The sequence below is a fragment of the Cryptosporangium arvum DSM 44712 genome, from assembly GCF_000585375.1.
Taxonomy (GTDB): Bacteria; Actinomycetota; Actinomycetes; order Mycobacteriales; family Cryptosporangiaceae; genus Cryptosporangium; species Cryptosporangium arvum.
In genome coordinates this window covers 7,364,706-7,377,986 of record NZ_KK073874.1, presented here as the reverse complement: position 1 = coordinate 7,377,986, position 13,281 = coordinate 7,364,706, and the positions used below count along the sequence as shown (strand labels likewise).

Annotated in this window: 7 protein-coding genes; 2 read left to right on the top strand and 5 right to left on the bottom strand. The window is 70.1% G+C overall.

The features are described from left to right. Positions 1–10: 10 nt before the first annotated feature. From glgB to CRYAR_RS33705, 4 genes are all read right to left on the bottom strand, one after another. Positions 11–2,380, bottom strand: a complete 2,370-nt coding sequence (glgB, locus tag CRYAR_RS33720; RefSeq protein ID WP_084701300.1) for a 1,4-alpha-glucan branching protein GlgB — start codon at positions 2,378–2,380, stop codon at positions 11–13. Positions 2,381–2,406: 26 nt separating this feature from the next. Beyond that, entirely contained in the window at positions 2,407–3,798 is a 1,392-nt protein-coding gene (locus tag CRYAR_RS33715; RefSeq protein WP_035857215.1) for a maltokinase N-terminal cap-like domain-containing protein, read from the bottom strand. Between the two features lie 90 nt (positions 3,799–3,888). Beyond that, positions 3,889–5,703 (bottom strand): maltose alpha-D-glucosyltransferase, encoded by a 1,815-nt coding sequence (treS, locus tag CRYAR_RS33710; RefSeq protein WP_084701298.1) that lies wholly within the window; start codon positions 5,701–5,703, stop codon positions 3,889–3,891. A gap of 8 nt (positions 5,704–5,711) precedes the next feature. After that, positions 5,712–7,685, bottom strand: a complete 1,974-nt coding sequence (locus CRYAR_RS33705) for an alpha-1,4-glucan--maltose-1-phosphate maltosyltransferase (protein ID WP_035857214.1) — start codon at positions 7,683–7,685, stop codon at positions 5,712–5,714. Between the two features lie 196 nt (positions 7,686–7,881). Between CRYAR_RS33705 and glgP the strand changes: the two genes are divergently transcribed. Then, the gene (glgP, locus tag CRYAR_RS33700; protein ID WP_035868800.1) at positions 7,882–10,443 is read left to right on the top strand and encodes an alpha-glucan family phosphorylase; all 2,562 of its coding nucleotides are present in this window, start codon (positions 7,882–7,884) and stop codon (positions 10,441–10,443) included. A 25-nt stretch (positions 10,444–10,468) separates the two neighbouring features. Next, the gene (locus CRYAR_RS33695; protein ID WP_035857213.1) at positions 10,469–11,143 is read left to right on the top strand and encodes a hypothetical protein; all 675 of its coding nucleotides are present in this window, start codon (positions 10,469–10,471) and stop codon (positions 11,141–11,143) included. On the opposite strand, the gene glgX is transcribed toward CRYAR_RS33695, so the two are convergent. Continuing rightward, entirely contained in the window at positions 11,140–13,266 is a 2,127-nt protein-coding gene (gene glgX / locus CRYAR_RS33690) for a glycogen debranching protein GlgX (protein WP_035857212.1), read from the bottom strand. The two genes, CRYAR_RS33695 and glgX, sit on opposite strands and share 4 nt — an antisense overlap. Between the last annotated feature and the right edge of the window lie 15 nt (positions 13,267–13,281).

The window sequence follows — 13,281 nt, the reverse complement described above, 5'->3', positions numbered from 1 at the left end:
CTCACCCGAACTAGTCCTCCTCGGACGTGGGTTCGACCCCGGGGTCGCGCCCGGCGGCGGCACCCGGGCCGCTCTCGGCCGCGGCGCCGGACACCGGCTCGGTCCGTACCACCCGTGGCGGACCGGTCACCGCCGGGACGTCGGCCGGCTCGCTGACCTGCGCGGGCAGCGCCACCGGCTCGGCCGCGGCACCGGTGGGGCGGAGCCAGATGACGCCGAGCGGCGGCAGCGTGACGACCGCCGAGGACGGCTCGCCGTGCCAGGGGCGCTCCTCGGCCTCGACCGCGCCGAGGTTGCCCACCCCCGAGCCGCCGTACACGCCGGCGTCGGTGTTGACGACCTCTTCCCAGGTGCCGGCCCGGGGCAGGCCGATCCGGTAGTCGTGGTGCGGGTGGCCGGCGAAGTTCGCGATGCAGGCCAGCGTCGACCCGTCGGCGCCGTAGCGCAGGAACGAGAAGACGTTGCCGGCCGCGTCGTTCGCGTCGATCCAGGAGAACCCGGCCGGGTCGACGTCCTGGGTGTAGAGCGCGGGGGTGTCCTTGTAGACCCGGTTCAGGTCACCGACGAGCTTCTGGACGCCGGCGTGGTCGGCGTTGTCGAGCAGCCACCAGTCCAGCGACCGGTCCTGCGACCACTCCGACTCCTGGGCCAGCTCGCCGCCCATGAACAGCAGCTGCTTGCCCGGGTGGGCCCACATGTAGGCGTAGAGGGCACGCAGCTGGGCGAGCTTGCGCCAGCGGTCACCCGGCATCTTCCCGTAGAGCGACCCCTTGCCGTGCACGACCTCGTCGTGCGACAGCGGGAGCACGAAGTTCTCGCTCCACGCGTACACCAGCGAGAACGTCATCTGGTGGTGGTGGTACTGGCGGTGGATCGGGTCCCGGCTCAGGTACTCGAGCGTGTCGTGCATCCAGCCCATGTTCCACTTGAACCCGAAGCCCAGCCCGCCGACGTGGGTCGGGCGGCTGACGCCCGGCCAGGACGTCGACTCCTCGGCCACCATCATCGTGCCGGGGTGGTACCGGTAGACGGTGGCGTTGAGCTCCTGCAGGAACTTCACCGAGTCGAGGTTCTCCCGGCCGCCGTACTCGTTCGGCAGCCACTCCCCGTCCTTGCGGGAGTAGTCGAGGTAGAGCATCGAGGCCACGGCGTCGACACGCAGGCCGTCGACGTGGAACTCCTCCAGCCAGAAGAGCGCGTTGGCCACGAGGAAGTTGCGCACCTCGTTGCGGCCGACGTCGAACACGTACGTGCCCCAGTCGGGGTGCTCGCCGCGGCGGGGGTCGGCCGGCTCGTAGAGCGGCGTCCCGTCGAAGCGGGCCAGCGCGAAGGCGTCCTTCGGGAAGTGCGCGGGCACCCAGTCGACCAGGACGCCGATCCCGGCGGCGTGCAGCCGGTCGACGAGGTAGCGGAAGTCGTCCGGGACGCCGAAGCGGGAGGTGGGCGCGTAGAAGCCGGTGACCTGGTAGCCCCAGGAGCCGCCGAACGGGTGTTCGGCGACCGGCAGGAACTCCACGTGGGTGAAGCCGGTCTCGGTGACGTAGTCGACGAGCTCGTCGGCCAGCTGACGGTAGGAGAGGCCCTGTTTCCACGAGCCGAGGTGCACCTCGTAGATGCTCACCGGCTTGGCGTGCCAGCCGCCCCGGTCGCGCTCGGCCACCCACTCCGCGTCGCTCCACTCGAACGACGACTCGGTGACGACGCTGGCGGTGGCCGGCGGCACCTCGGTGGCGAACGCCAGCGGGTCGGCCTTCTCGCGCCAGTGCCCGTCGGGGCCGAGGATCTGGAACTTGTAGCGCGCCCCGACCGTCACGTCGGGCACGAACAGCTCCCAGACCCCGCTGGAGCCCATCGAGCGCATCGGCAGGCCGCGGCCGTCCCAGAACGTGAAGTCGCCGGTGACCCGCACGCCACGGGCGTTGGGCGCCCAGACCGCGAAGCTGACGCCGGTGACCGGCCCGCTGGGCGTCGCGTAGTGCTGCACGTGCGCACCCAGCACGTCCCAGAGCCGCTCGTGGCGGCCCTCGCCGATCAGGTGCAGGTCGACCTCGCCGAGCGTCGGCAGCCAGCGGTACGGGTCGTCGACGAGGTGTGCGCCGTGACCGGGACCGTGCTCGTAGCTCACCTCGAGCCGGTAGTCGGCCGGCTGCTCGTCGAAGTCCACGGCGAAGACGCCGCCGTCGTGGATGCGGGTCATCTCCCGGCGTTCGTCGCCGGAGACCAGCGTGACGACGGCGGCTTCCGGCCGCAGCGTCCGCACGACCCAGCTGCCGTTCTCCAGGCGGTGGACGCCGAGGATCCCGTGCGGGTTGTGGTGCTCGCCGCGGATCAACTGATCCAGTTCGGTACGGCTCACGGACAGCTCGGGATGGATGCTCATGGCCCCTTGGTTTCCCGGTGGAATGGTCAGGTAGTCGCCAGCCGGGCGATCGAGCGCAGCGGGATGTCGACCCAGCTCGGCCGGTTGTCGTACTCGTAGGCCACCTCGTAGACGGCCTTGTCCAGCTCCAGCGCGCGGAGCAGGGCCGGGTTGGCCTCCGGGTCGGCGAGCGTGACGCCGTCCTTGGAGTAGCCCTCGATGAAGGCGGCCCGGTTGCGGTCGGCCCACTCCACCACGCGCGCGTCGACGATCGGCGCGATCTCCTCCGACTCGACGTGCCCGACGAGCAGGTGGTGCGCGGCGTAGTCGAACGACCGCAGCATCCCGGCGACGTCACGCAGCGGAGACATCTTCGCCACCCGCTCCGGCAGCGGCCGGGCCGGCTCGCCCTCGAAGTCGATGAGCACCCAGTTCTGCAGGGTGCGCAGCACCTGGCCCAGGTGCAGGTCGCCGTGGATGCGCTGGACGATGACCGGCTCGCCGTGGCTGGCCACCTCGGCGAACACCCGGCGGATGCCGGGCTCGAACGGCGCCAGCCCGCTCACCCGGCGCAGCACCGCGTCCAGGCGTGCGTTCATCCCGGCCACGACGCTGTCGAGCCGGTCGACCGCCACGACCTCGGTGCCGAGCGCGGTGACCAGGTCGGCGTGCACGGCGGCGACCGCCTGGCCGAGCCGGCAGGCCTCGGTGGAGAAGTCGCTGCCGAGCTCCTCCAGCGGCGTCTCGGGCTCGTTGATCAGGTCACGCACCGATGCGGTGGCCATCGCCCACCCGTCGGCGGTGTTCGCGAAGAACTTCTGCAGCAGGCCATAGGTGACCGGAGCGTCCTGCAGTTCGCCCTCGATCGCGCCGTAGAGGTCGGCGATGTGCTCGCTGCCGACGCTGCGCAGCGCCCGGTGCAGCTCGAGGTCGGGGCTGACCCCGCGGTCGAGCTTCCGGAACAGCTTCATGATGTATTCGCCGCCGAAGACGACCGACGTGTTGCTCTGCTCGGCCGAGATCGGCCGGCTGGCGAGGTCGGTCTGGATCTCGACGCCCGGCTCGTGCCGGAACCGGACGCCTTCCCGGTCGGCGTCCGCGGCGATCAGGTCGCGGACCTCGCCGGTGAGCTCGTGGTCGTGGGCGGCGTCGTAGGCGGTGAGGCCGGGTTCGACGTCGCCGATGCGCGCGTGCTCGAGCCGCTCCGGCAGCTCCGCGCGGAGGCCGACGAGCAGCTGGTAACGCTCGACCCGGCCGCCGGACGCGACCCCGACCACGACGTGTTCCAGACGCGCGGCGGCGTCCTCGAACCACAGCGCGGCCGAGACCACACGCACGTCGTCGATCTCGCTCTGCTTGTCACCGAACCACCGCTGTTTGGGCAGCCACGTGGAGAGCAGACCGGTGAGCGCCTCGGCGTGCGTGACCATCGTTGTCATGCGACTCCTCCCGGTAAAGCAGCACGCGTACGGCAATGCTCGGCGTCGGGCCGGACCCCACCGACCCGACGCCGTCGTGCGTTGATCAGCTCAGCCGCGCTCTTCGTGCGGGGTGAGCTGGAACCAGTAGAACCCGTGGCCGGGGAGGGTCAGCAGATACGGCAGCTCGCCGATCGGCGGGAAGTGCACCCGGCCGGTGAGCTCCACCGGCGTGCAGCCGCGGAACCGCCCGAGGTCGAGTTCGACCGGTTGCGGGAACCGCGACAGGTTGTTTACGCATATCACTATGTCGTGTTCCCCGTCGGCGCCGACGTATTCACGAACATAGGCCAACACCGTCGGGTTCGATCCACCGAGGTCGGTGAACGAGCCGAGCGGGAACGCCTGGTGCTGCTGCCGGATCTCGATCATCCGCCGCGTCCAGTGCAGCAGCGACGCGCTCGCGCCGAGCTGGGCCTCGACGTTCGTGACCTGGTAGCCGTAGATCGGGTCCATGATCACCGGCAGGTAGATCCGGCCCGGGTCGCAGACCGAGAAGCCCGCGTTGCGGTCCGGCGTCCACTGCATCGGCGTCCGGACGCCGTCGCGGTCACCGAGCCAGATGTTGTCGCCCATCCCGATCTCGTCGCCGTAGTACAGCACCGGCGAACCGGGCAGCGAGAGCAGCATCGCGGTGAACAGCTCGATCTGGTTGCGGTCGTTGTCGAGCAGCGGGGCGAGCCGGCGGCGGATGCCGACGTTCGCGCGCATCCGCGGGTCCTTGGCGTACTCGGTGTACATGTAGTCGCGCTCTTCGTCGGTCACCATCTCGAGCGTCAGCTCGTCGTGGTTACGCAGGAAGATGCCCCACTGCGCGCCGTCGGGGATCTCCGGCGTCTGGGCCAGGATCTCCGAGATCGGGAAGCGGGACTGGCGGCGCACCGCCATGAAGATGCGCGGCATCAGCGGGAAGTGGAACGCCATGTGGCATTCGTCGCCGCCGACGGACGCGTCCCCGAAGTACTCGACGACGTCGGCCGGCCACTGGTTGGCCTCGGCGAGCAGCACGCGCCCCGGGTACTCGTCCTCGACGACCTTGCGGCACCGCTTGAGGAACTCGTGGGTGCGCGGCAAGTTCTCGCAGTTGGTGCCCTCCTCCTCGAAGAGGTAGGGCACGGCGTCCAGGCGGAAACCGTCGATGCCGAGGTCCAGCCAGAACCGCAGGACGTCGAGCATGGCCTCCTGGACGGCCTCGTTCTCGAAGTTCAGGTCGGGCTGGTGGCTGAAGAACCGGTGCCAGTAGAACTGCCCGCGGACCGGGTCGTAGGTCCAGTTCGACGACTCGGTGTCGATGAAGATGATCCGCGCGTCGGCGTACTTCGAGTCGTCGTCGCTCCACACGTAGAAGTCGCCGTACGGACCCTCGGGGTCCCGCCGCGACTCCTGGAACCAGAGGTGCTGGTCCGAGGTGTGGTTCATGACCAGGTCGGTGATGATGCGGATCCCGCGCTTGTGCGCCTCGTCCAGCAGCGTCACGAAGTTCTCGACCGTCCCGAACTCCGGCAGCACGGCTCGGAAGTCGCTGATGTCGTAGCCGCCGTCGCGCAGGGGCGAGTCGTAGAACGGTGGCAGCCAGATGCAGTCGATGCCGAGCCAGGCCAGGTAGTCCAGCTTGGCGGTCAGACCGTCCAGGTCGCCGGTGCCGTCCCCGTCGGAGTCGGAGAAGGCCCGCACGAGCGCTTCGTAGAAGACCGCGCGCTTGTACCAGTCCGGATCGAGCGGCAGTTGCCGCGCGTGCTTGAAGCTCTCGGACTGGGGTTCGACGAGATGCCCGTCAGCGGTGTGCGGGTGCGCCGCGGCGGTCTCGACGGACCGGTCCGGCGTGTGGGCCCGCAGTCTGGGCGGGTGAGGCAGTGAAATGGTCATGTGCGCCCTCAGGACGTCTGGCGGTGGATCGAGAACACGTGCGCGACCTGCTGGTACGGGTCGAGGCGGACAGCGTTGTGCTGTCCCCAATCGAAACTTGCCCCGGTGAGCTCATCGACTACCCGGAACCGCTCGTGCCAGTCGAACCCGAGCTCCGGCATGTCGAGCGCTGTGTTGCCCCAGTGGGTGTTGTGCGGGTCGAGCGTGCACACCACGAGGACGGTGTCGTCCCCCGATTGCTTGGAGAAACAGAGCAGCGCTTCGTTGTCGACGTGGTGGAAGCGGAGGTTCGTGAGCCGGTGCAGCGCCGGGTGGGCACGGCGCAACTCGTTGAGCCGACCCAGGAACGGAGCCAGCGTACGCCCCTCCGCTTCGGCCTGCTTCCAGTCGCGGGGACGCAGCTGGTACTTCTCCGAGTCCAGGTACTCCTCGGAACCAGGGCGCACCGCGACGTGCTCGTAGAGCTCGTAGCCGGAGTAGACCCCCCAGGTGGGCGACATCATGCTCGCCAGCACCGCGCGGATCGCGAACATCGCCGGACCGCCGTACTGCAGCGACGCGTGCAGGATGTCGGGGGTGTTCACGAAAAAGTTCGGGCGCATGTAGTGCCCGGACTCGACCAGCTCGCGGCCGTACTCCTCGATCTCCCACTTGGCCGTGCGCCAGGTGAAGTAGGTGTACGACTGGGTGAAGCCGATCTTCGCCAGGTGGTGCATCATCGCCGGGCGGGTGAAGGCCTCGGCTAGGAACAGCACGTCCGGATCGACCTTCTTGACCTCCCAGATCAGCCAGTGCCAGAAGTCGGTCGGCTTCGTGTGGGGGTTGTCGACCCGGAAGATCTTCACGCCGTGCGAGACCCAGAGCAGTACGACGCGGAGCATCTCGGCGTAGATGCCGTTCCGGTCGTTGTCGAAGTTGAGCGGGTAGATGTCCTGGTACTTCTTCGGCGGGTTCTCCGCGTAGGCGATCGTGCCGTCGGGCAGCGTCGTGAACCACTCCGGGTGCTCGGTGACCCACGGGTGGTCCGGCGCGCACTGCAGGGCGAGGTCGAGCGCGACCTCCATGCCCAGCTCGCGGGTGCGGGCGACGAACGCGTCGAAGTCCTCGAACGTGCCCAGCTGCGGGTGGATCGCGTCGTGCCCGCCCTCGGCCGAGCCGATCGCCCACGGCGAGCCGACGTCCTCCGGGCCCGGCGTCAGCGTGTTGTTCTTGCCCTTGCGGTTGACCCGGCCGATCGGGTGGATCGGCGGCAGGTAGACGACGTCGAAGTTCATGTCGGCGATCGCCGGCAGGCGGCGGGCCGCGGTGCGGAACGTGCCGTGCGTCGGCGCGCCGACGGCGTCCGAACCGGCCTCGGGGACGACCGCGCCCTCCGAGCGGGGAAAGAACTCGTACCAGGCGCCGTAGAGCGCGCGCTCCCGGTCCACCCAGACGCTGAACGCGGGGGAGCGGGTCACCAGGTCGCGGACCGGCCGCTCGCGCATGACGTCGGCGAGCGCCAGGCCCTGCTCGACCCGCTCGGCCAGCGGCCTGGTGGTGTCGCGCAGCGCCGCGGCGGCCTCGAACAGCTCGTCGCGCCGCTGGCGGGGGGCGAACCGGCCGGCCTTGAGCAGCAGCCGCGCGCCGGTCTCCAGGTCGTTGGCGAGCTCCACCGCGGACTGTCCGGCGGCGATCTTCACCTCGACGGCGTGGTGCCACGTCTCGTAGGGATCGCCCCAGGCCTCGACGACGAACGTCCAGCGGCCCGGGCTGTCCGGAACCACCGACGCGTGCCACCGATCGTTCTCACCCCGCACCATCGGAGCGAACGGTGTTCGACGCCCATCGGGGGCGGTCCACACCACGTTCGCCCCGACCGCGTCGTGGCCTTCACGGAAGACCGTGGCGGAGACGGGCATGAGTTCACCCACGACGGCGCGGGCGGGATACAAACCCGCGGCCACGACGGGGGTGATGTCTTCGATCGCGAAGCGTCCGGTCATCAAGGCCTACCGTATCGAGTCAGAGGGACGGTCGCGGTTACGGTCAGGTGCCCCCGACCCAGGGTCCCCTGTGCACGATGCGTGAGAGTCCCTGTGGAGGTATAGCCGCCCCGAAGTAAAAATACTTGCGGGACACGGAGGCAATGTTCGCGCCCGTGACACGGGAACCAACCCCGGCGTCTGTAGGGTGCGGGCCGTGAGAGCCCTACGTCGTTTTACCGTGCGGGCCAAGCTGCCCGAACCACTGGCCCCGCTGGGCGAACTCGTGATGAACCTGCGGTGGTCGTGGAATCCGCCCACGGTCGACTTGTTCGCCTCCGTGGACGCGAAGCTATGGGACCAGGTCAGGCAGGATCCGGTGCGGCTGCTGGGTGAGGTCTCGGGCCATCGCCTGGAGGCGCTGGCGGCCGACGACGGCTTCCTGGCGCGCCTGAACGAGGCCCACGCCGACCTGCAGCGCTACCTCACCGAGCCGCGCTGGTACCAGGAGCGGGCGCGTGAAGGAGCCGACTCCGGCGAGCCGCTGCCGACCTCGATCGCGTACTTCTCGCCCGAGTTCGGCATCACCGAGGTGCTGCCGCAGTATTCCGGCGGCCTCGGCATCCTGGCCGGCGACCACCTCAAAGCCGCGAGCGACCTCGGCGCGCCGATCGTCGGCGTCGGGCTGCTGTATCGATCCGGATACTTCAGTCAGTCGCTCACCGCCGACGGTTGGCAGGCCGAGCACTACCCGCCGCTGGACCCGCACGGCCTGCCGCTGCAGCGGCTCGCGGACGCCGACGGGTTGCCGCTGCGTGTCTCGGTGAACCTGCCCGAGCACCGGGTGCTGCACGCGCATGTCTGGAAGGCGCAGGTCGGCCGCGTTCCGCTGCTGCTGCTCGACTCCGACATCGAGGACAACGGCCCGGCCGAGCGGGGCGTCACCGACCGCCTGTACGGCGGCGGCGCCGACCACCGGCTGCTGCAGGAGATCCTGCTCGGGGTCGGTGGCGTCCGGGCGCTGCGTGCCTACGCTGCGCTGACCGGGGAGCCCGCTCCCGAGGTGTTCCACACCAACGAGGGCCACGCCGGCTTCCTCGGCGTTGAGCGCATCCGCGAGCTCGTCCAGGGGTCCGGACTGACGTTCGACCAGGCGCTGCACGCCGTGCGCGCGGGTACCGTCTTCACGACCCACACCCCGGTGCCGGCCGGCATCGACCGCTTCTCCCGCGACCTGATCGCGCACGTGTTCGGCGCCGGCGTGCTCGCCGACGTGCCCGGCGTGCCGATCGACCGGCTGCTGGCGCTCGGCGCCGAGGACGACCCGGGCGTGTTCAACATGGCCCACATGGGTCTGCGCCTGGGCCAGCGCGCCAACGGCGTGAGCAAGCTCCACGGGATCGTCAGCCGGGAGATGTTCAACAACCTGTGGCCCGGGTTCGAGTCGGGCGAGGTGCCGATCACCTCGGTCACCAACGGCGTCCACGCGCCGACGTGGGTGGCGCGCGAGACCGCGGAGCTGGGCACCGGCCGGATCGACGACGACCTCTGGGCCGCGATCGGCCAGGCGCCCGGCAAGGACATCTGGTCCACCCGGCGGACGCTCCGCGCGAAGCTGGTCGGCGAGGTCCGCCGCCGCCTGCGTGAGTCGTCGCTGCGCCGCGGGCACACCGACGCCGAGCTCGGCTGGATCGAACAGGTCTTCGACCCCGACGTGCTGACGATCGGCTTCGCCCGCCGGGTGCCGTCCTACAAGCGGCTCACGCTCATGCTGCGCGACCCCGAGCGGCTGCGCGCGCTGCTGCTCGACCAGGACCGCCCGGTGCAGTTCGTGATCGCCGGCAAGAGCCACCCCGCCGACGAGGGCGGCAAGATGCTGATCCAGCAGATGGTGCGCTTCACCGACGACCCGGCCGTCCGCAACCGGATCGTGTTCCTGCCCGACTACGACATCGGCATGGCCCGGTACCTGTACTGGGGCTGCGACGTCTGGTTGAACAACCCGCTGCGCCCGCTGGAGGCCTGCGGCACGTCCGGCATGAAGGCGTCGCTCAACGGCGGTCTCAACCTGTCCATCCGGGACGGCTGGTGGGACGAGATGTTCGACGGTGAGAACGGGTGGGCGATCCCCACCGCCGACGGCGTCATCGACCCCGACCGGCGCGACGACCTGGAGGCGGCGGCGTTCTACGACCTGCTGACCACCCACGTCCGGACGCTGTTCTACGACCGCGGCGAGGACGGCGTTCCGGCCCGCTGGCTGGAGATGGTGCGTCACACGCTCAGCTCGCTCGGCCCGAAGCTCACCGCGGAGCGGATGGTGGCCGAGTACGTCGAGCGGCTCTACGCACCGGCGGCGCGCGGCTCGGCCCGGGTGCTCGCGAACGACTACGCGGGCGCGCGTGAGCTGGCCGAGTGGCGTGGCCGGGTCGCCGACCACTGGACCGGCGTCAAGGTGGCGCACGTGGAGTCGTCCGGGATCGGCGACACGCCCGAACTAGGCGCGTCGGTGAACATCCGGGCCGAGGTGAACCTCGGCGGGTTGAGCCCGGACGCGGTGGCGGTGCAGGCCTGCTACGGAACGGTCGATCTGGACGACGTCCTGCACGACGTCCACACCGTTCCGATGCGTTCGCTGGGCAACGGCGGTGACACCTACCGGTACGAGGCCGACATCCCGCTGGAGCAGGCCGGGCCGTTCGGCTACACCGTGCGGGTACTCCCGACCCACGAGTTGCTGACGGATCCGGTGGAGCTCGGGCTAGTGACGACCGCCTGAATCAGTTCTGGATCATAATTCACGCATGGCGATAGCAGGCGGTACCGAGCGGTCCGCCGCGGGCTCCCCCGAGTCCGCGGCGGACGGGCGGGGTCTGTCCGGCCTCGAGGACGAACTGCGGGTCGTCCACACCCGAATCGACCAGGTCAAGGCGCGGATGCGCTCCGCGATCGACGTGTTCGGGCTGCTCGGCTTCGGGCTGGCGTTCGTCGGCCTGATCGTCGTCGCCGGCCTCGCGGCGGTGTCGTTCACGTCCGGCGACCGCGGGGTCGGCATGCTGTTCAGCGCGCTGACCGTCGTCGCGCTCCCGATCGTCGGCATCGCCGCCTGGCACGCGTTCGGTGCGCTGTGGGCGCTCAACGGCGAGCTGACCGTGCTGCGCAAGCGGGAAGCGACGATCTTCGGCGAGTTGGAGAGCGTCACCGGCCCGGCGCCGGCCCGCGCGACCGACGAGACGCTCGTCGACGGCGGCCCGCCCACCGGGCTCGGCGGCTTCGGCGGCGGTTTCGGTCGCGGTCCCCGCCGGGTCGCGCTGCGTGAACCACCGGCCGGCAACACGTCCGACGGCTACCGCGAGATCACCACCGAGAACCGTGGCTTCTTCGGACGTACCACGGCCCTCTGGTTACTCGTCGGGGGCGGAATCCTCTTCCTGATCTTCATCCTCGGCGTCGCGCTGGGCACCGCCAGCACCAACTAGCCCGACGTCGCCCGCAGCAGCACCGTCGACCAGGCCGAGAGCGGGCGGGACGTGCCGCCGTCGAGCGTCTCGCTGCCGTCGGGCAGGTCGGGCCGGGCGGTGTCGAACACGACCTGGTACCGCTCGGCCCAGGGCGGTCCGGGCAGGCGCACCTCGAGGTCACCGTCGGCGGCGTGGATCCAGAGCAGGTACGAGTCGTCGACGATGCGCTCGCCACGCAGCGTCCGGTTCCGGATCTGGTCGCCGTTGAGGAACATGCCGAGCGTCCGGGCGTCGTGGCGGTTCCAGTCGTCCGGGCCCATCAGGCCGCCGTCCGGCCGGAACCAGGCCAGGTCGCTCACCGGGTTCTCGACGTCGTTCGGCGCGCCGACGAAGAACGAGCGCTGCCGGAACACCGGCGCCTTGCCCCGCAGCGCGATCAGCCGGGACGTGAACGCGAGCAGGCTCTCCGCTTCCGGATCGAGCTTCCAGTCCATCCAGGAGATCTCGCTGTCCTGGCAGTAGGCGTTGTTGTTGCCGTGCTGGGTGCGGCGCATCTCGTCGCCGGCGGTGAGCATCGGTACGCCGGCCGAGAGCACGAGCGTCGCCAGCGCGTTGCGGATCTGCCGGTTGCGCAGCGCGAGCACCGCGCCGTCGTCGGTCTCGCCCTCGACCCCGCAGTTCCAGGACCGGTTGTCGTCGGTGCCGTCCCGGTTCTCCTCGCGGTTGGCCTCGTTGTGCTTGTGGTTGTAGGTGAACAGATCACGCATCGTGAAGCCGTCGTGCGCGGTGATGAAGTTGATCGACGCGAACGGGCGGCGGCCGTCGTCCTGGTACAGGTCCGACGAGCCGGAGAGCCGGTACCCGAGCTCGCCGAGGCCGCCGGCGCCGCGCCAGAGGTCGCGTACGGCGTCGCGGTAGCGCCCGTTCCACTCCGTCCACAGCGGAGGGAAGTTGCCCACCTGGTACCCGCCGGCGCCGACGTCCCACGGTTCGGCGATCAGCTTGAGCTGGTTGACGACCGGGTCCTGGTGGATGACCGCCATGAACGCCGAGAGCTGGTCGACGTCGTGCATGGACCGGGCCAGCGCCGACGCGAGGTCGAACCGGAAGCCGTCGACGCCCATGTCCAGCGCCCAGTAACGCAGCGAGTCCATCAGCATCTGCAGCATCGCCGGTTGCCGGGCGTCGAGCGTGTTGCCGCAGCCGGTGTAGTCGACGTAACGGCTGCCGTCGTCCTGGGCGAGCCGGTAGTACCCGCGGTTGTCGATGCCGCGGAAGCTCAGCGTCGGCCCGTCCGCCCCGCCCTCGGCGGTGTGGTTGTAGACGACGTCGAGGATGACCTCGATACCGGCCGCGTGCAGCGCGGCCACCATGTCGCGGAACTCCTCGACCTGGCCGCCTGCGTCGCCCCGGGAGGAGAAGCGGGAGTCGGGGGCGAAGTAGCCGAGCGTGTTGTAGCCCCAGTAGTTCGGGAGGCCTCGGGCGGCGATCGTCGGCTCGGTGACCATGTGGTGCACCGGCAGCAGCTCGACGCTGGTCACCCCGAGCTTCACCAGGTGGTCGATGACGGCGGGGTGGGCCAGGCCGGAGTAGGTGCCCCGCAGGTGCTCGGGCACCTCCGGGTGGCGCATCGTGAAGCCGCGCACGTGCAGCTCGTAGATGACCGTGTCCTCCCAGGGCACCCGGGGCCGGGTGTGGGAGAGGCCGGTGGAGCGGGCCAGCACGACCGAGCGCAGCGTGTGCGGTGCGGAGTCGCGCGGGTCGGGCCAGCCGCGGGCGGCGTCGCCGGTGTGGCCGTAGAGGGACGGGTCGTAGTCGACCTGGCCGGAGTAGGCCCGTGCGTACGGGTCCATCAGCAGCTTGGCCGGGTTGAACCGGTGCCCGCCGAGCGGGTTCCACGGGCCGTGCACCCGGAAGCCGTACCGCTGACCCGGCCCCACGTCGGGCACGTAGCCGTGCCAGACGTGGTAGGTGCTCTCCTCGAGCAGGAGCCTCCGCTCGTGGCCGGCCTCGTCGAAGAGACAGAGGTCGACGCCGATCGCGTGCGGACTCCACAGCGAGAAGTTGACGCCGTCGCCGTCCCAGGTCGCTCCGAGCGGAAACGGATGACCGGGCCAGGGACCATCGACATCGACGCTCATGGCACCCCCAAGCAG

What these genes read in the sequence shown, in the direction of transcription:
- CRYAR_RS33705 (WP_035857214.1), bottom strand. Translation starts at nt 7,685, where the DNA reads ATGACCGGACGCTTCGCGATCGAAGACATCACCCCCGTCGTGGCCGCG.
- glgB (WP_084701300.1), bottom strand. Translation starts at nt 2,380, where the DNA reads ATGAGCATCCATCCCGAGCTGTCCGTGAGCCGTACCGAACTGGATCAG.
- CRYAR_RS33715 (WP_035857215.1), bottom strand. Translation starts at nt 3,798, where the DNA reads ATGACAACGATGGTCACGCACGCCGAGGCGCTCACCGGTCTGCTCTCC.
- CRYAR_RS33695 (WP_035857213.1), top strand. Translation starts at nt 10,469, where the DNA reads ATGGCGATAGCAGGCGGTACCGAGCGGTCCGCCGCGGGCTCCCCCGAG.
- treS (WP_084701298.1), bottom strand. Translation starts at nt 5,703, where the DNA reads ATGACCATTTCACTGCCTCACCCGCCCAGACTGCGGGCCCACACGCCG.
- glgX (WP_035857212.1), bottom strand. Translation starts at nt 13,266, where the DNA reads ATGAGCGTCGATGTCGATGGTCCCTGGCCCGGTCATCCGTTTCCGCTC.